This is a genomic window from Rhodopila sp., from assembly GCF_965277825.1.
In the GTDB taxonomy this organism is placed as follows: Bacteria; Pseudomonadota; Alphaproteobacteria; order Acetobacterales; family Acetobacteraceae; genus Rhodopila.
In genome coordinates, this window is record NZ_OZ255846.1 from 1743602 (window position 1) to 1764817 (window position 21216).

The 21216-nt window shown below is 66.2% G+C and carries 20 protein-coding genes; 8 read left to right on the forward strand and 12 right to left on the reverse strand.

Annotated elements, in window-relative coordinates; genetic code table 11:
• Positions 1-3: 3 nt before the first annotated feature.
• The 5 genes from ACQY4T_RS08805 to ACQY4T_RS08825 all read left to right on the forward strand — a co-directional run bounded on the left by ACQY4T_RS08805 (position 4) and on the right by ACQY4T_RS08825 (position 4575).
• A complete protein-coding gene (locus ACQY4T_RS08805) occupies positions 4-2526 on the forward strand; it encodes a ligase-associated DNA damage response DEXH box helicase (RefSeq protein ID WP_428540311.1) in 2523 nt (840 codons plus the stop codon).
• Positions 2523-3209, forward strand: coding sequence for a ligase-associated DNA damage response endonuclease PdeM (gene pdeM, locus ACQY4T_RS08810; RefSeq protein ID WP_428540314.1), 687 nt, complete (start codon positions 2523-2525; stop codon positions 3207-3209). Before ACQY4T_RS08805 ends, pdeM begins: the two co-directional genes overlap by 4 nt.
• A gap of 120 nt (positions 3210-3329) precedes the next feature.
• Positions 3330-3779 carry a DUF29 domain-containing protein gene (locus tag ACQY4T_RS08815; RefSeq protein WP_428540317.1) on the forward strand — a complete coding sequence of 150 codons (450 nt, stop codon included), beginning with the start codon at positions 3330-3332 and terminating at the stop codon, positions 3777-3779.
• Positions 3772-4200, forward strand: coding sequence for a DUF29 domain-containing protein (locus tag ACQY4T_RS08820; RefSeq protein ID WP_428540320.1), 429 nt, complete (start codon positions 3772-3774; stop codon positions 4198-4200). The genes ACQY4T_RS08815 and ACQY4T_RS08820 overlap by 8 nt, the downstream gene beginning before the upstream one ends.
• A gap of 114 nt (positions 4201-4314) precedes the next feature.
• Complete coding sequence (locus ACQY4T_RS08825; protein ID WP_428540323.1) at positions 4315-4575, forward strand: type II toxin-antitoxin system Phd/YefM family antitoxin; 261 nt, start codon at positions 4315-4317, stop codon at positions 4573-4575.
• Between the two features lie 367 nt (positions 4576-4942).
• Here the strand turns inward: ACQY4T_RS08825 and ACQY4T_RS08830 are convergent, their stop codons facing one another.
• The 5 genes from ACQY4T_RS08830 to ACQY4T_RS08850 form a co-directional block, all read right to left on the reverse strand.
• On the reverse strand, positions 4943-5668 hold the full coding sequence (locus ACQY4T_RS08830; RefSeq protein ID WP_428540326.1) for a hypothetical protein: 726 nt from the start codon (positions 5666-5668) through the stop codon (positions 4943-4945).
• Between the two features lie 544 nt (positions 5669-6212).
• Positions 6213-7517, reverse strand: a complete 1305-nt coding sequence (locus tag ACQY4T_RS08835; RefSeq protein WP_428540329.1) for an NAD(P)H-dependent oxidoreductase — start codon at positions 7515-7517, stop codon at positions 6213-6215.
• Positions 7518-7586: 69 nt separating this feature from the next.
• On the reverse strand, positions 7587-8054 hold the full coding sequence (locus ACQY4T_RS08840) for a thermonuclease family protein (RefSeq protein ID WP_428540332.1): 468 nt from the start codon (positions 8052-8054) through the stop codon (positions 7587-7589).
• Between the two features lie 171 nt (positions 8055-8225).
• Positions 8226-9737 carry a CHAD domain-containing protein gene (locus tag ACQY4T_RS08845; RefSeq protein WP_428540335.1) on the reverse strand — a complete coding sequence of 504 codons (1512 nt, stop codon included), beginning with the start codon at positions 9735-9737 and terminating at the stop codon, positions 8226-8228.
• Positions 9737-10273, reverse strand: coding sequence for a SixA phosphatase family protein (locus ACQY4T_RS08850; protein ID WP_428540338.1), 537 nt, complete (start codon positions 10271-10273; stop codon positions 9737-9739). The genes ACQY4T_RS08845 and ACQY4T_RS08850 overlap by 1 nt, the downstream gene beginning before the upstream one ends.
• Positions 10274-10390: 117 nt before the next feature.
• Here ACQY4T_RS08850 and ACQY4T_RS08855 point away from each other — a divergent pair, with 117 nt between their 5' ends.
• Entirely contained in the window at positions 10391-11944 is a 1554-nt protein-coding gene (locus ACQY4T_RS08855) for a cryptochrome/photolyase family protein (protein WP_428540341.1), read from the forward strand.
• Between the two features lie 38 nt (positions 11945-11982).
• On the opposite strand, the gene ACQY4T_RS08860 is transcribed toward ACQY4T_RS08855, so the two are convergent.
• The 7 genes from ACQY4T_RS08860 to ACQY4T_RS08890 all read right to left on the reverse strand — a co-directional run bounded on the left by ACQY4T_RS08860 (position 11983) and on the right by ACQY4T_RS08890 (position 18937).
• The gene (locus ACQY4T_RS08860; RefSeq protein WP_428540344.1) at positions 11983-12663 is read right to left on the reverse strand and encodes a metallophosphoesterase; all 681 of its coding nucleotides are present in this window, start codon (positions 12661-12663) and stop codon (positions 11983-11985) included.
• 102 nt (positions 12664-12765) lie between these two features.
• Positions 12766-14190, reverse strand: a complete 1425-nt coding sequence (locus ACQY4T_RS08865) for a cryptochrome/photolyase family protein (protein ID WP_428540347.1) — start codon at positions 14188-14190, stop codon at positions 12766-12768.
• Positions 14191-14359: 169 nt separating this feature from the next.
• A complete protein-coding gene (locus tag ACQY4T_RS08870) occupies positions 14360-15547 on the reverse strand; it encodes a cation:proton antiporter (protein ID WP_428540350.1) in 1188 nt (395 codons plus the stop codon).
• A gap of 64 nt (positions 15548-15611) precedes the next feature.
• The gene (locus ACQY4T_RS08875) at positions 15612-16346 is read right to left on the reverse strand and encodes an ABC transporter ATP-binding protein (RefSeq protein ID WP_428540353.1); all 735 of its coding nucleotides are present in this window, start codon (positions 16344-16346) and stop codon (positions 15612-15614) included.
• 40 nt (positions 16347-16386) lie between these two features.
• A complete protein-coding gene (locus tag ACQY4T_RS08880) occupies positions 16387-17115 on the reverse strand; it encodes an ABC transporter ATP-binding protein (RefSeq protein WP_428540356.1) in 729 nt (242 codons plus the stop codon).
• Entirely contained in the window at positions 17105-18076 is a 972-nt protein-coding gene (locus tag ACQY4T_RS08885) for a branched-chain amino acid ABC transporter permease (RefSeq protein WP_428540359.1), read from the reverse strand. The genes ACQY4T_RS08880 and ACQY4T_RS08885 overlap by 11 nt, the downstream gene beginning before the upstream one ends.
• Before the next feature lie 3 nt (positions 18077-18079).
• Entirely contained in the window at positions 18080-18937 is an 858-nt protein-coding gene (locus tag ACQY4T_RS08890; RefSeq protein WP_428540362.1) for a branched-chain amino acid ABC transporter permease, read from the reverse strand.
• Between the two features lie 321 nt (positions 18938-19258).
• Between ACQY4T_RS08890 and ACQY4T_RS08895 the strand changes: the two genes are divergently transcribed.
• Both ACQY4T_RS08895 and thiL read left to right on the forward strand, forming a co-directional pair.
• Complete coding sequence (locus ACQY4T_RS08895) at positions 19259-20017, forward strand: hypothetical protein (protein WP_428540365.1); 759 nt, start codon at positions 19259-19261, stop codon at positions 20015-20017.
• A 213-nt stretch (positions 20018-20230) separates the two neighbouring features.
• Positions 20231-21181, forward strand: coding sequence for a thiamine-phosphate kinase (gene thiL, locus ACQY4T_RS08900; protein WP_428540368.1), 951 nt, complete (start codon positions 20231-20233; stop codon positions 21179-21181).
• Positions 21182-21216: the final 35 nt, after the last annotated feature.

Sequence of the window (21216 nt, forward strand, 5' to 3'; positions counted from 1 at the left end):
TCGATGCCAGGAACATTACCGGAACCATTCGCCACCTGGTTTGTCGCCCAGGGTTGGACGCCCCGGCCGCACCAGTTGGCGATGCTCGACGCCGCCCGCGCCGGTGAAAGCGTCCTGCTGATCGCACCGACCGGTGGCGGCAAGACGCTCGCCGGTTTCCTGCCCAGCCTGGTTGACCTCGCCGCCAACCCACGTCTCGGCCTGCACACCCTCTATGTCAGCCCGCTGAAGGCATTGGCCACCGACATCGCCCGCAACCTGACGCGCCCGGTGCACGAAATGGGCCTGGACATCGGCATTGAGGCCCGCACCGGCGACACTCCCGCCAACCGCCGAGCCCGCCAACGCGCCGCCCCGCCGCATATCCTGCTGACCACGCCGGAAAGCCTCGCCGTGCTGATCTCCCTGCCAGACGCGCCGGACTTCTTCGGTTCGCTCGGCTGCATCGTCATGGACGAGGTCCACGCCCTCGCCGGCACCAAGCGCGGCGATCAACTGGCCCTCGGCGTCAGCCGCCTGTGCAGCCTCGCCCCCGGCGCGCGCCGCGTCGGGCTGTCGGCAACCGTCGCCCATCCCGGGCCGATCCAGGCCTATACCGGCGCCCCTCGCCGCATCGAGGTCGCCGACGGCGCGCCGCCCGAACTGCGCATGACGCTGCCCAAGGGCCGACTGTCGTGGTCCGGCCACATGGGATTGGAGGCAGCCCCGCAGGTCATGGACGCCATCCGCGGCGCCGGCATGACCATCGTCTTCGTCAACACCCGCGCCCAGGCCGAGCTGATGTTCCAGGCGCTGTGGAAGCTGAACGAGGCGACCCTGCCGATCGCGCTGCACCACGGCTCGCTGGAGGTCGCACAGCGCCGCAAGGTCGAAGCCGCCATGGCCGCCGGCAGCTTGCGCGCCGTGGTTGCGACGTCGTCGCTCGACCTCGGCATCGACTGGGGCGGGGTCGACCAGGTGATCCAGGTCGGCGCGCCGAAAGGTGTCTCCCGCCTGCTGCAACGGGTCGGCCGCGCCAACCACCGGATGGACGAGGCGTCGAACGCCATCCTGGTGCCGGCCAACCGCTTCGAGGTGCTGGAATGCGAGGCCGCCATCCTGGGCGTCGCCGCACGCGAACTGGACGGCGACCCACCCCGCCCCGGCGGCCTCGACGTGCTGGCGCAACATCTGCTCGGGCTGGCCTGCAGCGCCCCGTTCCACCCCGACGAGGCGTACGCCGAGGTCACCTCCGCCGCACCCTACGCGGCGCTGTCCCGTGGCGATTTCGACGACGTGCTGCGCTTCGTCGAGGACGGCGGCTACGCGCTGCGCGCCTACGACCGCTGGAAAAAACTGTTCCGCGACAGCGAGGGCCGGATGCATGTGCGTAACGCCCGCACCGCCGCGGCGCTCCGGATGAACATCGGCACCATTGTCGAAGCCCCGGTGCTGAAGGTCCGCCTCGCCAGCAAGCGCGGCCCCGGCGCCTCGCTTGGCGAGATCGAGGAGTATTTTGTCAACATGCTGCGTCCCGGCGACACCTTCATGTTCGCCGGCCGCCTGCTGCGCTTCCTCCGCATCCGCGAGATGGCCGCCGAGTGCGTGGAGGGCGGCGACGGCGACCCGATGGTCCCGGCCTATGCCGGCGGCCGCCTGCCGCTGACCACCAACCTCGCCGACCGCGTGCGCGGGCTGCTGCAAGACCCCGAGAAATGGGACCTGTTCCCCGACCAGGTGCGCGACTGGCTTCGGCTGCAGCGCGGCGTCTCCCGCCTGCCCGGCCGCGCCGACCTGCTGATCGAGACTTTCCCGCGCGGCGACCGCTGGTATCTGGTCGCCTACTGCTTCGAGGGCCGCAACGCCCACCAGACGCTGGGCATGCTGCTGACCAAGCGCATGGAGCGCGCCGGCTACGCACCCTTGGGCTTCGTCGCCACCGACTACGTGCTGGGCATCTGGTCGGCCAATCCGCCGCGCAACGTCGCCGCGCTGTTCGACCAGGACATGCTGGGCGACGACCTGGAATCCTGGATGGCCGACAGCTCGATGCTGAAGCGCACGTTCCGAAACGTCGCGGTAATCGGCGGCCTGATCCAGCGCAACCTGCCGGGGGCAGAAAAGAACCGCAGGCAGGTGACGGTGAACAGCGATCTGATCTATGACGTGCTGCGCCGCCACCAGCCGGACCACATCCTGTTGCGCGCCACCCGAGCCGACGCCGCCACCGGGCTGACCGATGTCGGACGCATCGCGGCGATGCTGGCGCGGGTGAAGGGCCACATCGTGCACATGGTGCTGTCGCGGGTCTCGCCGCTGGCGGTGCCGGTGCTGCTGGATATCGGACGGGAAAGCGTGCGCACCGACGACGACGAGGAAGCTCTGCTGGCCGAAGCCGAAGCCATCATCGCCGAGGCCACCGGCCAAGCCGAACCGCCCTATGTGCCGGCGGTGCACCGCGCCAACGTCGCCCGCCGATCCTCCGGCGCGCAGAAGACGCTGGTGCCGCGCCGCGCGGCCGCCCGCCAGTCGGATATGTTCTCGTGACCGCGGCCGCGCCGATCCATCTGGCTGGCGAGCGCCTGATGCTGGACCCGATGGGCGCCCTGTTCTGGCCCGAGCAGCGGCTGCTCGCGGTATCCGACCTGCATCTTGAAAAAGGTTCGTCCTTCGCCCGCCGCGGCATGCTGCTGCCGCCGTGGGACACGCACGCGACGATCGACCGCCTGACCCTGCTGCTGCGCCGCTGGTCGCCTCAGGTCGTCGTGGCGTTGGGGGATTCTTTCCACGACGCAGCGGGATCGGGGCGGCTGCCGGCGACCGAGGTCTCGCGGCTGAACGCCATGACCGGCGCACACCGCTTCATTTGGGTGCAGGGAAACCACGATCCGACGCCGCCCGACGGGCTGGGTGGGGAATGGATCGAGAGTTTCGCAGCCGGCCCGATGGTATTCCGCCACCAGGCGATCACCGGCGCCGACGCCGGTGAGGTGGTCGGCCACCACCATCCGAAGGCGAAGGTTCCGGCACGGTCGGGGTCGGTGTGCCGGCCGTGTTTCGTGTTCGACGGACGGCGGCTGATGATGCCGGCGTTCGGTGCTTACACCGGGGGGTTGGACGTGCGTGACGCGGCGATCAACCGCCTGTTCCCGCGCGGCGGGCGGGTGTTCCTGCTGGGCAGGGACCGGCTGTTCAGTTTTGAGATCGGATGGGGCACCGCACCGCACTGATGTCATCCGCCGACGAATTTGATTTTTTTGCAGGCGAATACGATAGAGATGACACGTGGTAGCCAACTGCAGCGGCTGGGTCATTCTCTAGCCGCGGAGCCGCCCAAGGCAGGAGGGCCGATGAGCGACTATGACGCCGACATCCTGATCTGGTCGGAGCGCCAAAGCGCGCTGCTGCGACGCCTCGCCAGCGGCGAGCGGATCAACGATCAGGTGGATTGGGAAAACGTCATCGAGGAGATCGAGAGCGTGGGCACCCAGCAACGCCACGCCGTCGAGTCACTGCTGGGCCAGGCACTCCGCCACATGCTGAAAGCCGACGCCTGGCCGCAGTCGCGCGATGCGCCGATCTGGCGGGCCGACGCCATCGACTTCCGAGCCCAGGCAGCTAATCGCTTCACGCCGTCAATGCGGCAGCGGATTGACCTCGCCCGGATTTACCGCCAGGCACTGCGGTCAATTCCTGAAACAATGGACGGCCAGCCGCCGCTGCCGCTGCCTGACGTCTGCCCGATGACGTTGGACGACCTGCTAAGCGACGGCCCCCACGTGGGAGAAGCCGATGGGTGACTACGACGCGGACATCCTGATCTGGTCGGAACGCCAGAGCGCCCTGCTGCGTCGGCTCGCCGGCGGCGAGCAGATAAACGACCAAGTCGATTGGGAAAACGTCATCGAGGAGATTGAGAGCGTGGGCAACGAGCAGCTTCACGCTGTCACCTCGCTTCTGGTGCAGGCACTGGTCCACATACTGAAGGCCGAGGCGTGGCCGTTGTCGCGGGAGGTGCCGCACTGGCAATCCGAAGCCCGGCGGTTTCGCGGCGATGCAGCGGACCGCTATGCGCCGTCGATGCGGCAGAGGATCGACCTGCCGCGGCTGTATCGTCGGGCGCTGCATGTCCTGCCCGAGACGATCGACGGCCAGCCGCCATTGCCGGTGGCGGATGTCTGTCCGATGTCGCTGGACGAGCTGTTGCACGACGGGCCGTAGTATTTTGATTAGACTGATACCAACCGCCGCTGAAGCCGACTCTCCCCCTCGCCTGCATACTGAAGCGTGGAGGCTTGCATAGTTGGATAGAGTGTCCGGGAAAAGGATATCCCGATGAAAGTCTCATCGAAAGAGTTTCAGCAGAATGTCGGCCGTTATCAGGATGCAGCTTTGCAGCGGCCGGTCATCATCACCAAACATAACCGTCCGCATACGGTGCTCATGTCCGCGGCCTTGTTCGAGATCGTCATGAAAGGGCGCGCCGCCCGCTTGGTCGAAGACCTGGACAAAGACACGTTGAACGCCATTGGCAATAGCTCGGTGGGACCCGAACACGACCAGCTCGATAAGCTTATGGAAACTTGGAATCCGTGAGTCTGCCGACGCCACAGCCTAGCCTAGTAATTTCATACTCGTATTTGTGGGCACGAGAACACCAAAAAGGGGCACAGGAAGGTCGGAAAACCAAGCCATCCGCAATCGTAGCCGCGCGCCAGATCGTCGGACATCATGAGATAGTTACGGTCGTGCCGGTCACGCACGCGCCGCCAAGCGATCCGGGGGATGCGATTGAAATACCTCCCGCGCTCAAAGCTCATCTTGGGCTTGATGATCTACCGTCCTGGGTCGTGGTGACGGAAACCAATGACTTTCGGTGGCCTGGATCCGACCCGCGGCCAGTGGCGGGCGAACGGCTTCGAGTACGGCATGCTGCCGCGCTTACATTAGGTGCCGGAGCAACCTAAGCGCGAGCAAGAGCCTCCATCGCCCTTTTTACATTTCCCTCGCGCACCGTCACGGGAAAATTAACCGCCATTGCGAGCATAAAGGCTGCGAAGAAAAGGCCGGGAAAGCCATGGAGCCCGAGTCCAAAGTCTGGATAATAAGAGAAGTGGATCATCAGAAAGGCGCACAGTCCAATTGCAATAGCGGCCAGGGTAAACCCAATTCGCTCGCTCATCCTTAAATACCGCCATTTTTGGAGCGTACCCCCAAATGGGACGAACGTCCAATGACCGGACGCCTTATCCAAAATCCCGCAGGCAAGCACCCCGTCTGGATTTTGGTTATAAGAGGAGTAAACAACAGTGACCGCAGAGTTGATAGCATACGAAACATGCTCGTTGCCGTATAAAGTTACAAAAAAACGAGCGCCAGAGTCCTTTTGGAACCACACAGTCGTTCGCCTAAAAAACCTAGTTTTGTCACCATTCAACACCGGAATGTTCTCCGAATGTGCGGCTACGATTGTAGCATCCAACGCGGCCATGTTATAGTTGCAGCCAAATAAGCGCGTGAAGACTTGCCGGTCGGGGGCCGCGATCGGCTCACCCCCGTTCTGAGCCTTTTGATGCCCATCATCCGTGGTAGCAGCGCCGGAATGGAGACTTACCATGTTGATAACGGTCAAACTGCCAACTTGAGAGTTATTAGAATTGTTCCCCGACCGCTGGTTCTGGCGCCACATGACGCCTACTCCCCATCACCGTTCTTTTCGGTCCCGACCTTCAAATTTCCAACTTGTAAATTCGACGAGTAACGGCCTCCTCGCTGTCGCTGGATTAGGATCGGCTGATTGTCTCGCTTACGACCTTTGATCAGGTTAAGCACGAACACAAGAATTGCCGTTCCGAGACCACTAAAACCGGTAAGAAATATCCCTTTGTGACTTTCGACGAAGTCAAACATACTCTGAACATCACTCATCTTCGATGCCTTTTCCGTCGCGTGTGGAAACTGAACAGAACATCATAAACCAATTTTGTCCCGAGCTTGTGGCCGGACGTTTTGCGTCCATGACCCTCTGGCTGTCGCGTTCGGCGAGCAGGTTGTCGCCACTCAAGAAGCTGAGCTTCCACTCTCTCTCGATAGAAGGAAGGGTAGACGAAACGAGATTGCCCAAATTCAACCTGCACTCTTATGGCAAGGCGTTGTCTACTTCGCTTGAATAAACGTGGGTAGAAAGTATAACGGTTCGGCCGCCCGCGAGGGACGGACGCTGCTTAATAACTCTACCCCCCAAACACCCCCTCCATCGCCCGCCGATACCGATAAGCCTCATCCCCCACATCCACCCGCACATCCTCCCACGTCACCGCCTGACCTACCGCCACATCCCGCACCAACGGCACCCGGTTCGCCAACCCGATCGGCAACCCGCCGCGCCGGACACTATCCCCCGCCGTCATCAGCCTGCCCCAAACGCAAGCCCCACCCTCGCCATCCAGCACCTCCCCGGCCCGCAGATCCCGCTTCGCCGTCGAAACCACATCGCCGCGGAACCCGGTCGGCGCCCCCGTCGCCTCCTTGCGCAACGCCGCAGACAGGATCGAAACATTCAGCTCCAGCCCGATCAAGTGAAACGGCCGGTACAACGCCGAATGCCGCCCCGACGCATCCGTCACCACGCCATACTCCGCAAAGCACCGCCGCGCATACTCGTTCGGAGCCTCGAACACCACGAACACCCCCCAGCGCAGGTCGTTCTTCACCGCACCCCCATCGCGATGCACGCTGGAGATCACCTCCACCTGCCCGGCATGGTGCAACCCCCCTTCGTTGCCCGGCCGCAGCCGCTCCGCCATCTCGTGCGTGCCCACCGCCGGAAACGCCAACCCGTCCGGCGCCGGCGTCAGCCCCGACGCGTTCGCCACCGCCGCCATCTCGATCGCCGATTTCGTGCCATCAAGAAACGAGTTGAACATCTGCGGGTTCATCCCGCCAAGCTTCGCCTGCTCCGCCGTCAGCCCGTAATACGGCCACACCGTCTCCGGGGTCGAGGCATGATACTCCGGCAAATACTTCGTCCCCTTTCCCGCGGCAATCACCGGAAACCCGCAAGCCCGCGCCCAATCCACCAGCTCGCAGATCAACGCCGGCTGATCGCCATACGCCAGGCTATACACCACGCCGGCAGCCTCGGCCTCGCGCGCCAGCAGCGGCCCGGCCAGCACGTCCGCCTCGACGTTCACCATCACGATATGCTTGCCCTCGCGGATCGCCCGCCGGGCATGGGCAATACCGGCCGGAGCATGCCCGGTCGCCTCCACCACTACCTCCACATCCGGTGCCGCGATCATCGCCCCGGCGTCGTCAACGAACCGCGTCGCAGCGATCCGATCCTCGGTCCAGCCCACCCTACGGCACGCCGCGCGGGCGCGATCGGGCGAAAGATCTGCGATCGCCGCGACCTCCAGCCCAGGCGTGGTCGGCACCTGAGACAGGAACATCGACCCGAACTTGCCGGCACCGATCAGCCCGACGCGCACCGGCTTGCCGGTCGCGACACGCTTTTGCAGCAAACGATAAAGGTTCATGGCGGTGCTCCATCGGGCAGTTGATGCACCAGTTCTACCCGCCGGCGGCCGCGATGCGAACCGCCCTGATCAGGAACCGTTCCGCCACATCCCCCGACCCGCCACCCGAGCCTCAGCCTCCGCCTCGCGCAACTCAGCGGCCTCGGCGCGAGCCCAGCCAGCGCGCACCAGCGCCCGGTTCAGCCGAGTGCCGCCGGCAAAACAGTCCCCCAATAGACGGTCGTGCCCGCGGATCGTGCAGTCCACCGCGTTGCCTCGCAGCAGCGCAGCCAGCGCGTTCGCCGCCGCCGCGCCGCAATCAGCCGCCGCCCTATCGTCGCCCGGGCACGGCGAACCACGGGCGGGCGCGGTGATCCCTTCCAGTTGCACCACACGATCGCCGATCCGCAACGTCTCGCCGTCCAGCACCGCCAGCCGTTCGGTCGTAGCCGAGACATGACGGCTCGGAAGTGCCATCGCCGGCGACAGCGACGGCCCGACGAACAGCCACGCCACCACAACCAGCGTCGCCATCCCGCCGGCGAGCGCAAGCAGCACGCCTACAAGCCTCCAATCGCGCCTCTCAATGCGCCAAGGGCTGGCTCGGAAGATCCGTCGCTTGTGATTGAGTGACACGGCCCCTCCCCCGATTGCTTCGGCGCGGCTACCCGATCGGTAGGCGATTCGCCACCGATAACTTGCCGCCATGCCAAACCCCGATGCCGAGCGTCAGGCCCAGTAAGCCGGCTGACGGCGGAATCGCTCGAACGCATCGACGATACGAGGTCGCATCCGCACCGCGCGCGCCGCCAGGAAGCCGGTGACCAGCCCAACCGCGTAGCCGTGCCGTCCAGCCGGACCACCAAGCTGCAGCAGCAGATGGCTCGCCGCGGCGCCGTCGTTCAACACCCCGAGTCGCTCCTGCAACGCGCTAAGCCGGCGGATGAAACGATGCGACGCCTTGCCCTGATGCAGCGTCGAGAACATCTCCGCGGCATAGCGGGCCCGCTTCGCCCGCAGCCGCACCCCATGCAAAGCGGCGATGTCCAGGTCATCGATCTGCTTGCCTAACGACACCAACTTCTTCCAGCGCTGCTGCAACACCGGCCCAGCAAATTCCGCCAAGGTAGCGGCGCCAGTAGCAGCGCTGGCAGCCGAACCAGTCGCGGCGTCGGGCGCCCGGTCATTCACCGCCTCATCGCCCGCCACCTCCGAAGCAACGTGCCAGAACCGGGCGGCGACAAACCATGCGACCTCGATGCCAAGCAAGCGGAATGCGGCACTCTCCAAATACGCCGCCAGTGCGCCCTGCGACTCCCGCCGCCGTCGTTCGGCCGCCGCGATCAGCCGCCTTAGGCGGTCATCCTCCGGCAGCGCCTGCTGGATCGCCGGAATGGTCTCCTCGGCGAACACATCCCAGTCCCGCGTCGGACCCAACCGCGAACCAAGGTCCTTCAGCGCATCGTTGACCGCGTCCAGCGCGCCGCCTGGGAACGCCGCCTGAAAGATCGACATCGCTGATCGGGCCCGGCGAACCGCGACGCGCATCTGGTGCACCGCCTCGGTCGCATCGCCATCGCGGCGCACCGCGGGCGGAGCGTTCACCAGCACCACGTCCATCAGGTGACCCAGTATGTGCATCAGGGCATCCGCCACGCTCAACGGCCCGGCCGGCAACTCCGGCGCGCCGGCATGCCGAGCCGCGGCCGCTCGCCCGGTCGCCAGCGCCACCCCGTCCGCCGCCAATGACGTCAGCGGCACGCCGACCGGCACCGCGCCGGCGATCATCCGGGCGATGGCCCGCACCCCCTGTTCCTCACCGCTCAGCCAGATCCGTGCCGCCGGCCGTTCCGCCGTCACCGACCGCAAGATCCCCCTCGCCACTGTCACCGTGACCGCCTGACCGCCGGACTGGTGCACGCTGGCGGTCTGCCGTCCCTCGAACGCCGCCAGCGGAGCCAGCGGCGATGGCAGTGCGGCCAGATCTGGCGCTTCGGCCACCACCGGCACCGGCTGACCCGGCAGCCACGTCGCCGCCCCCGGATAGACTCGCTCGAGACGCTGCACGCCCCGGTGTTCGGCTAGAATCATGCCGTCGGCCAGCAAGCCGCGCTCCGGGCTGTCATGCCAGACGATCTTCAGAGACTGACTACGCGGCCGGCCGTCACGGCACGCCGAAAGCGGCTTCAGCCGCGACAGCGTGGCGACCGCGTCCGCCTCGGTGGCAAGCTCCAGCTCCATCAGGATGAACCGGTGCCCTCCAGCATCTGCGGCGTCAGGAACCGCACCAGCCGCCCACCGCCCTCGCGTAGGTCCCACCATGACCCGGCAACGACGAACTCGGCCAGCGCTCCGGTCGGGAACCCAGCCGCCAAGGCGCGCTCATGCTCGCCACCGCCGCGCATCGCCCGCGGCCCGGCCAGGGTCACCGCCAGGTCGTGCATGCCGGGATTGTGACCGATCAGCAGCACGCTGCGCACCGTTTCGGCCACCCCGTGCAATGCCGCGGTAAGCTGAATCGGATCGGCCAGGTAGAGGCTGTCCATCGGCTCCACCAGCGGCGTGTCGTCCCACGGCTCCAGCGCTTCCAGCGTCTCGATCGTGCGCCGGGCGGTGGACACCAGCACGACGTCGGGCGCCAGCCCAAGGTCGCGCATGGCATGGCGCATCGCCACCACCGCTCGCCGGCCGCGGGCGTTCAGCGGACGCTCCCGGTCGGGCATCGAGGCGTCGTTCCACGACGACTTCGCGTGGCGCAAAAGCAGGAGTTGCCGCATGACAGAACCCATCCTGCCATGCTCGCTGCGTCTTGTCCTCCCCCTCTGTTGTGGCCGCCCTGGCATGTTCAAACCCGTCATCGGCGCCATCTGCGAGCGATAACCAAAGGGCAGGACATGGCGGTCGATACTCTACGTGTGGTGCTGGGCGATCAGCTTTCAGCCTCACTGTCGGCGTTGTCCGATCTCGATCCGGCGGCCGATAGGGTGCTGATGGCCGAGGTCATGGGCGAATGCACCCACACGCCATACCATTTGAAGAAGCTGGTGCTGGTGCTGTCGGCGATGCGCCATTTCGCCCAGGCCTTGACCGAACGCGGCGTCCAGGTGCGCTACGTCCGGCTGGACGATCCCGACAACACCCAGACGCTGCGCACCGAGGTCGGCCGCGCGGTCGGCGCCCTGAAGCCGCGCCAGGTGGTCGTCACCGAACCGGGCGCTCACCGGGTGGTCACCGACATGGCCAACTGGACCGAACGCCTGGAGATCCGCCCCGACACCCGGTTCCTCTGCTCGATCGCGCAATTCCGCCATTGGGCCGCCGGACGCAACGGCTTGCGCATGGAGTTCTTCTATCGCGAGATGCGCCGCCGCAGCGGATTGCTGATGACCCCGGACGGCCCCGAGGGAACCCGCTGGAACTTCGATGCCGACAACCGCAAGCGCTTGCCGCCTGGGTTGCAGGTCCCGGCCGTCGCCGAATTTCCCCCCGACGCCATAACCCGCGAGGTGATCGCCCTGGTGCGTCGTCGTTTCACCACCGGCTTCGCCGACACTGACGGCTTTGCTTTCCCGGTCACCGCCCAAGACGCCGAGGCCGCGCTCGACGACTTCATCGCCCACCGGCTGCCCGGCTTCGGCGACTGGCAGGATGCAATGCGCAGCGGGACTCCCACGCTATTCCATGCGGTTATCTCGCCGGCCCTTAACCTCGGCCTGCTCGATCCGCTGGCGGTCTGTCGGGCGGTCGAGGCGGCCTACCGGCGCGGCACCGTGGCACTGAACGCCGCCGAGGGATTCATCCGCCAGATCATCGGATGGCGCGAATTCGTGCGCGGGATCTACTGGCTGAAAATGCCGGAATACGCGACGCTGAACGCATTGCAGGCTACCCGCCCGCTGCCCGATTTCTACTGGAACGGCGAGACCAAAATGGCATGCATCAGCCAGGTGGTGCGCCAGACCCGCCGCCATGCCTATGCCCACCACATCCAGCGCCTGATGGTCACCGGCAATTTCGCGCTGCTGGCCGGATTGCACCCCGATGCGGTCGATGAATGGTACATGGCGGTCTATGCCGACGCCTACCAATGGGTGGAAATGCCTAACACAAGGGGCATGGCACTGTTCGGCGACGGCGGCATCGTCGGCTCGAAGCCGTATGCCGCTTCCGGTGCCTACATCAACCGCATGAGCGACTATTGCGCCGGCTGTGCCTATGACGTGAAGCAGGCGACTGGACCCACCGCCTGCCCGTTCAATTTCCTGTACTGGGACTTTATCGCCCGACACGCAAAGCGGTTTGCCTCGAATCCCCGGATGGCGATGCCGCTGCGCAATTGGCAACGCATGGCGCCGCAACGTCGCGACACGATCCGCGACCAGGCCGCGGCGTTCCTCGCTCGGTTGGACCACCCGCAAACCCCGCAAGCCCGATCGCAAGCCCCGTAAGGCCACCCAGGCCGGGCAACTCGGTCAGGCCACTCAGGTCAGGCCAGATCGATCCACGACAGATGGCCGCCCTTGCCGGCGCCGGTGTCCAGGAACACCGCGATCCCGCCAAGCGCGCCATGCCGCACATACGGCCGCCCGTCGCTGCTGCGGCGATCGTGGCCGCAATACACTGTCATTCCATCCGGAATACGGTCCACCCAGCGCAGGCTGCGCTCAGGGTAGCCATCGGCCTGCATGCGACCCGTCGGCTCCCCATACAAGGCCCGAGCCAGCGGCCCGTGCGGCCGCTCCAGGCCGTGTTCCGGCGATGGCTGCTGCAGCATCTCGGTATGGAAGCCGCCATGCACGAATAACGCCGAACGGTCACGCACCCAGGCCGGAGCCTCGGCGACCAGGCGCACTGTTTGCGCCTTCAAGGCGTCGTCGAGCTGGGCGATGGTGGCCTGCACCACCGGATCGGTGCGCACGTTGTCGCCGGACAGCGCACGCGCCAGCTTCAGATCGTGGTTGCCCAACAGAAACAAGCCGTGGCCGTGTTCCACCAGCGCGAACATCATGCGCAAGGTCGCCGCGCTGTTCGGGCCGTGGTCCGCCAGATCACCAAGCTGCACGATGAACCGATCGGTGGCGATGGCGTAGGCGAACCCGGTGGCGTCGCCGTGCACGTCGCCGACGACTCGGACAGGCGCACCAGCAGGGATGGCGGGAGTGGTCATCGAACTATCATGAAGATAGATCGAAATGGCACATCATCCAGGCAATTGGTCGCGACCGTCAATCTAGACTAATTGGGGTCGCAACCGTCGACCTCAGACGCCTCAGCCCGATGAACGAATATCGGCGTATGCACTCAGCGCCCGCTCCCGCCCCGCCGCCAGATCGACGATCGGGTTGGGATAGGTTTCACCCAGACGCACGCCGGCTGCCTCAAGCGCGTCCGCCGGCGCCTGCCAGGGGGCATGCAGATGGCGGCTGTCCAACCGGGCCAACTCGGGCACGAATTGGCGAACGTAGTCGCCGTCGGCGTCGAATTTGCAGCCCTGCAGCACCGGATTGAAAATGCGGAAATATGGCGCCGCGTCGGCACCGCAGCCGGCGACCCACTGCCAGTTGCCGGAGTTGCTGGCCAGGTCGGCGTCCACCAGCGTGTCCCAGAACCACGCCTCCCCCTCCTGCCACGGGATCATCAGGTGCTTGATCAGAAAACTGGCGACGATCATGCGCACCCTGTTGTGCATCCAGCCGATCCGCCAAAGCTGGCGCATCCCGGCATCGACGATCGGCACTCCGGTCCGGCCCTGCTGCCAGGCGGCCAACGCCGGCTTGTCGTCGCGCCACGGCATATTGGCGAATTCGCGCTTCAGCGGCGCCTCCGGCAGGTCGGGATGGTGCCAAAGCAGATTGGCGCAAAACTCCCGCCATAGCAGTTCGCGGATGAAGATCTCGCGGCCTTTGCCGCCGCTCCCCCGATGCGCCATGTGCCACAGTTGAACGGCGGAGATTTCGCCGAAATGCAGGTGCGGCGACAGCATTGACGTGCCGTCCCCCGCCGGCCGATCGCGCGCCGCGGCGTAACCCCGCATGGCGTGCTCCAGGAACGCCTCGGCCCGTTCCATCGCGCCCGTCTCACCGGGCGTCCAGGTGTCGCGCAGACCGCCGGCCCAGTCCGGCTTCCTCGGCAGCAGGTCCCAGTCTTCCAGCCGCTCAGAGCGTGGCGGCTTCGCGGCGCGGATCTCGGTGGGCGCCGGCAGCGGCGGCTTCGGCCCACCCAGCGCCAGACACGCATTAGCGAACGGCGTGTAAACGCCATACGCGCCGCCGCCCTTGGTGCGCACCAGATCCGGATGGAACAGCGTGGAGGTGCGCATGCGCGCCACCTTGCCGCCGAACCCGTCGGCCACCGCCTGTTCCACCCGCCGCGCCCACGGATCGGCGCTGCCGCCAGTGAACAGCTCGGCCGCACCCGTCTGGCCGGCGATCTCGGTCATGATCGCGACGCTGTCGCCGCGGCGCAGCGTCAGATGGCCGCCACGCTCGGCCAGCGACTGGCGTAAGGACGTCAGACTGTGGTGCAGCCACCAGCGCGACGCCCCGCCCATCGCCCAGCGATCGGGGGCGGCTTCATCAAGGATGAACAGCGGCAGCAGCGGACGCCCCGCCTCGATGGCGGCATTCAGCGCGGCATGATCGGCCAGCCGCAGGTCATTGCGGAACCACACGATAGCAGGAGCGTTTGTCGACATCGATCGGATGTAGGGACGCTACAGCGCGCGTCCATGTCTGGACGTCCATATCCTGACTTCCGCGTGTGAACGTCCAAGTCCGGGCGCCGGCATGTCGGGGTGTCCGCATCTTGGCGTCCAGTCCGCCCCTGCGATCCGTGGCCGACCTCCGCGACCCCATGCCGCCCGCTCACATCGCTCGCAGCAGACCCAACCGGCGGATCAGCCACGGCATCGTCAGACCCTGGACGAAAATGGAAAACGCCACCACCGCGAACGATACCACCAGAATCTCCTGCCGCTCCGCCACATTCAGCGGCAGCGCCAACGCCAACGCCAACGCCAACGCCCCGCGCAGCCCACCCCAGACCAGAACATGCTGATAGCGGGCATCAATCCTGGTGCGCGTGCCGGAGAACAGCGCGGCAAGCGGGTAGACCGCCAGCGCCCGACCCAGCAGCACCAGCGCCACCGCGACGGCGGCCGCTCCGGCCAGTGGGACGATCGGCTGACGCGCCTCGTGGCTGCCGATCAGAATGAACACCAGGGAATTCACCAGAAATGCGGCATATTCCCAGAACGCCAGGATGTGGGTCCGCCCGGATTCGGACAATGCGCGCATCCAGCCGAGATTGCCGATCACCAGCCCGGCGGTGAGTGACGCCAGCACACCCGACATATGGAAGTGCTCAGCAATCAGAAACGATCCATAGGCGGCGATGGTGGTCAGCGTGATCTCCACCATATGGTCCTCGGTTCGCCAGGCCATGAGCAGAACCAGGGTGGCGACCGCCACGCCCGACATGATACCCCCGGCAACCGTCCACAGCAGCGAACCGGCGATTGCCATCGGAGTCATCGCCGCTCCGGCGGCGATCGCGGCGACCAGCGAGAAGCCGACCGCGGCTGCGCCGTCGTTCAATAAACTTTCGGATTCGACGATCATGCTGAGCCGCGGTGCCACCTTCATCTCCCGGAACGACGCGATCACCGACACCGGGTCGGTTGCGGCGATCAGCACACCGAACAGCGCCGAGCCGATCCAGCTCCAGCCGATGGCGAAATGCATGCCGACGGCAACGAAGGCCGCCGCAATCACAACACCGGGAAACGCCAGACCCAGGGTCAACGGAAGGTTCCAGCGGAACGCCCCCCATTCCAGTTGCAGTGCCGCTTCGAACACCAGCGGCGGCAGGAAAATGTTGAAGATCAAATCGCGCGTCAGCGGCAATTCCACCGTCTTCGGCAGCAGCGCCAAGCCGATGCCGGCGATCACCAGCCCGACGCTGTATGGCAGCCTGAGACGGCGCGAAACCATGGCGACCACTGTTGCGATCAGCAGCAGCAGCCCCAGACTGTAGATCGAAAAATGTGGCAAGCGACCCTCCGGCTGGCGGTCACATCCTATCGGCTGAATCGGCCCGCTGTCTGCGCCCCACCGGTCACGCCCGCCCTTCGGTCTCCAGTCCCAGGTAGATCCGCTGCACGTCCTTGTCTTCGGCCAGGGCGGCGGCTGGTCCGTCCAGCACGGTGCGGCCGGTCTGCAGCACATAAGCGTAGTCCGCCACCTCCAGCGCAAGCTCGACCGTCTGCTCGGCCAGCAACAGCGTCAGGCCTTCCTGCCGCAGCCGAGCCAGCGTCTGATACATCGACTCGACCACCGCGGGCGCCAGCCCAAGGCTCGGTTCGTCCAGCATCAAAAGCTTCGGGTCGCTCATCAGCGCGCGCCCGGTCGCCAGCATCTGGCGCTCGCCGCCCGACAGCGTTCCGGCGCGCTGCCGGCGCCGTTCTGCGAGCCGCGGAAACAGCGTGAACACCCGGTCCAGCAATGCCGGGACGCGCCGCTTGTCGGCCAGCACGGTGGCCCCCAGCCGCAGATTCTGCTCCACGGTCTGCTGCACGAACAGCCGCCAGCCCTCGGGCGCCAGCGCCAGGCCGGAAGCGACGATGGCGAACGCTGGGGCGCCGGTGATTGCCCGCCCCTGCCAGGTCACGGTGCCCCCGGCCGGAGGCACCAATCCTGCGATCGCATTCAGCGTGGTGGTCTTTCCCGCCCCGTTCGACCCCAGCAGGGCAACAACGGCGCCCGCGGGCACCGCCAGCGACACGTCGCCGACCCCGACAAGATCGCCATACCGGACCTGCAGCCCGGACACGCTGAGCAAGGGCAGGGTCATCGGGCTCGCGCTCCGGCGGAGGTTGGCTTCGGGCAAAACATCACATCCGCACCCGCTTCATATGGTGGCCAAGATAGGCGGTCACCACCGCGGGATCATCCACCACCGCCCGCGGCTTGCCCTGGGCGATGACCTTGCCTTGGTGAAACACCACCGCCCGTTCCGCCAGCGACAGGATCACCTCCATGATGTGCTCGACGATGACGATGGTGATCCCCAGCCCCTGGATCCGGCGCACGAGTTCGATCGCCAGCCGCACCTCGGCCGGGGTCAACCCGGCCAGCGCCTCGTCCAGCAGCAGCAGCCGAGGTTCGGTTGCCAGCGCCCGCGCGATCTCCAGCCGCTTGCGCCCCGGAGTGCCCAGCGACCGGGCCGGCGATCCGGCCGAGGCCGCCAGACCGGTGAACGCCAGCACCTCCTGGGCCTTGCGCACCGCTTCGGCACGCCGCGGATGGCGCAGGAAGGCGCCCACCATGACGTTCTCCACCACTGTCATGTCCTCGAACGTCACCGGCACCTGGAACGTCCTGGCCATGCCCAGCCTGGCGTGCGCCTCGGGGCTGGTTCGGGTGACGTCTTGATCCAGGAAGCGGATGGTCCCGGCGGTGGGTTCGGCGTCGCCGGCCAGGCAGTTGAAGAACGTACTCTTGCCGGCCCCGTTCGGCCCGATCAACCCGACGATCTCGCCCTCGGCGACATCCAGGTCGGCCGCGTCCACCGCGCGGAACGCACCGAACGCCTTGACGATGCCGCGCGCTTCAAGGAACACGCGCCACCCCCCTGGAAATACGACGCGCCGTCAGCGCGTCCCACACCGCCGCCACCCCACCCGGCTGGAACCGCGCCACCAGCAGGATGATCGCGCCATACACGATGAAGGTGATGCCGGTGCCGCCGCCGCCGAACATCGCGTTGGTGGTCTCTTCCAGCGGGATCAGGATCACCGCGCCGACCAGCGGCCCGAACAGCGTCCCCGCCCCACCCAGTGCCGCGATGATCACCATCTTGATCGAGACCAGAAGACCCAGCGCGCTATCCGGATCGATGAAGCCGACCATAACCGCATAGAGCGACCCCGCGACCGAGGTGAACCCCGCCGACAACAGCAGCGCATACAGTTTGTAGCGCAACACCGGCACCCCCAGGCTGCTCGCCGCTCGGTCGCCGCCGCGGATCGCCGCCAGGTAATACCCCATCCGGCTACGCTGCATCTGCCGCGTCAGTGCCAGCAGCACCACCAGAACCGCCAGAAACAAATAGTGGTAGGGAATCGGGCTGATGAACGACAGGTCCCACCACCCGCGCGGCACCGGCGGCCCCATCAGCCCCACCGCCGCCCCGGTCAGCGGCCAGTTGGCCACCAGGATGTGAAACAACTCGGCCGCCGCGATCGTCGCCATCGAGAAATAATGCCCGCGCAGCCGGAACGTCGGCGTGCCCACCAGTGCCGAGATCGCCATCGACACCACCACCCCGATCGGCGCCCCCGCGATCGGTGGCCACCCCAGCTTTGTATAGACAACCAGCGATGCATAGGCGCCGGCACCGAAGTAAACCGCGTGGCCGACCGAGACCTGCCCGGCATAACCGCCCAGCAGGTTCCAAGCCGAGGCCGAGATCGCCGCCAGCAACACCAGCGCCCCGACGCGCTGCAGGAACACGTCCTGCACCAGCAGCGGCCACGCCGCGATGGCCAGGAAACCGATGACGATCAGCGGCCAGTTCCGCATCGCTCAGTTGGTCCCCAGCAGGCCCTGCGGGCGCACCCACAGCACCAGCAGGAACAGCGCATAGACCACCACGTCCTGATAGACCGCCCCGATCAGGTAGGCCGACAGTGCCTCGATCACGCCGATGCCCAGCCCGGCGATCAGCGCCCCCGGCACGCTGCCGAAGCCACCCAGGCAGACCACGACGAAGGCAATCAGCGACAGCGATTCACCCACCGTGGGGGAGATATAGAAGAACAGCGCGATCAGCGCACCGGCGACCCCGGTCGAGGCCGCGCCGATGCCCCAGGCGATGGCCTGCATGCGGTCCGGCCGGATGCCCATCAGCATGGCCGCGCTGCGGTCCTCGGCCACCGCCAGCAGGCGGCTGCCCAATGCGGTCCGGGTCAGCACCAGATGCATGCCGGCGGTAATCACAAGCGCCAATACGCCGGCCAACAGCCGCGACGCCTCGATCCGCAGGCCGCCGATCGCGAACGTGCCGCCAACCAGATTGTCCGGCAGCGAGACGAAATTGGCGGTGAACGCCCAGAATGCGGCATAGCGCAGCACCAGCGCCAGACCGAACGTGCCAAGGATCTGCGCCAGCATCGGGCCCCTGGCGACATGGCGGATCAGCCCGAGATAGACCACGACTCCCAGCACGAACAGCAGCACTGCCGCGCCGGGAACGAAGAAGATCGGCCCCAGCTTCAATAAAGTGAAAGCGAAGAACGCCGCATACATCGCCAGCATGACAAAGTCGCCATGGGCGAAGTTGACCACGTTCATCATGCCCCAGATCAGCGTCAGTCCCGAGGAAAACAGAGCGTAAACCGATCCCATCAGCAGGCCGCTGACCACCACCTGCAGCAGTATCACTCTGTCACGCTCCTTCTGGTTCAGTCGTGTTAGTGTTCGTGGCGGCTTAGTGTTCGTAGCAGCGCTCGCGGATCGGCCGGTTCGCTCAGATCAGCGATCCTGGCGGATCGCCCGGCGGCCCGCAAGCAACAACAAGGCGGCCAAAGTTGTTGCGATCAGCATCCGAGTTGGGCTGGAGTCTTCCGCCGTATTGCGAAGCTTCATCCAGCCGTATTGCGAAGCTTCATCCAATCGTCTTATCGCGGCGCTTGTCGCGAACGCATTGGCGCAATACGGCTTGGCAAAATGGATGAAATGTCAAATTGCGGCAGGAAACCCCTGATGCAAGAACCGCAACAGCCGGCTGCGCGCCTGCTGACCGATGGCAGCCGGCAAGCCAGGCGCGCGATGGACACCACTCCGGCTTTTTGGTTTTCGATGTTTGCCGCCAGCGCGCTGGGCACCAACCTGGGTGATTTCTGCGTTGACGGACTGTCGCTCGACCGCTGGACCAGCTTCGCCGCACTTGCCGCGCTTGCCGGCCTGTCGATCCTGGCGGATCGCGGCGCGGCACGGCGGACCGATGCCGGCTACTGGGTGGCAATCGTGACGCTGCGGGCAGCAGCGACCAATGTCGCGGACTTCCTGACCCACGATCGGAAGCTTGGCTATGTGACGATATCCATCGTGCTAGGCGTTGCCACGCTGCTCGCAGGGCGGTTCACCCGTATCGACAAAACGAACAACGGCAGTCCTACAGTAGACGAGCGCTACTGGGGGACGATGTTGATCGCCGGTATCTTCGGGACGACGGTCGGTGACATGACGTCGCATACGTTCGGTCTCTACGCCGCGGCCGGATCGTTCTGCCTGGCGCTGGCCATCTTCATCGCGCTGCGCGGGCGGTTCGCCGCGACATCCGCCACCGCCTATTGGTGTGTGGTTCTCGCGGAGCGCGCCGCCGGCACCCCTGTCGGTGACGCGCTGGCATCCAGCCGCGCGGTTGGTCTTGGGCTGCCGATTGCGATGGCATGCACACTGGCATTGTTGCTCGCGGGATTGACGGCCTACCGACTGACGCCGCGTTCGGCGCGGCGGTGACCTAACACCGCTAGTTGGCAATCGTCGCGCCGGGGATCAGTTTACCCGTCCCCTGGCAAAGCAAGACAGCCACGGATCGACCGCCGGGCCGCACCGCGCGCGCCATCAGCGACCTTGAATGGGCTGCACCGATTTGCGGTTGACGCGATTCCGCGCCACATCATCGCCGCTCGGCGCAGGCGAATGCGCTAGTCCGCTCAGAGGAATGGCGCCATGGTCCTGCCCGCCGAATTCTCCCTGATCGCCCGCCACTTCCGTCCGCTGGCCGGCCCCGGCGCGCTGGACCTGCAAGACGATGCGGCGATACTGACACCGCCGTCCGGACGCGACCTGGTGCTGACCGCCGACGCCATGGTGGGCGGCGTGCATTTCCTCTCCGACGATCCTGCCGACCTGGTCGGGCGCAAGCTGCTGCGCGTGAACCTGTCCGACCTCGCCGCCAAGGGCGCGGTGCCGCTGGGCTACCTGATGACCGTCTCGACCCCCAAGGATACCCCCGATGCGTGGTTCGCCGCCTTCGCCGCCGGGCTGGCCCAGGATCAGGCGCATTACGGAGTCACCCTGCTCGGGGGCGATACCACCTCGACGCCCGGGCCGATTTCGCTGTCGCTGACCATCATCGGCCACGTCGCGCCGGGCGAGGCGATCCACCGCTCCGGCGCATCGGCCGGCGACGAAATCTGGGTAACCGGCACGATCGGTGACGGCGCCCTGGGACTGGCCGCGGCGCACCGCCGCCTCGCCGACCCAACGGGATTTCTGCTGCACCGCTATCGCCTGCCGCAACCGCGGATCGGGTTGGCGCTGCACGGCATCGCCGCGGCCGCGATGGATGTCTCCGACGGGCTGGTGCAGGACCTCGGACACCTCTGCCGCGCCAACCACCTGGCGGCCGTAATGATCGCCGATCACGTGCCGCTATCCGAGGCAGCCCGCGCCGCCGGGCCGGATTGGCTGGAAGCCTGCCTCACCGGGGGGGACGATTACGAACTGCTGCTGGCGGTTCCGCCAGACCGCGCCGACCCACTGAAAGCGGCGGCGGCATCGCGCGGTATCCCGCTCACCCGGATCGGCCACTTCCATTCCGGCCCGGCCGAGGTCATGGTGCGCGACGCAGGCGGAGAACCGCTTGCTCTGAAACAGCGGGGCTGGAGCCACTTCTAGCCGCAACCGCGCGTCCAAGAGGTTAGACCGCCTGC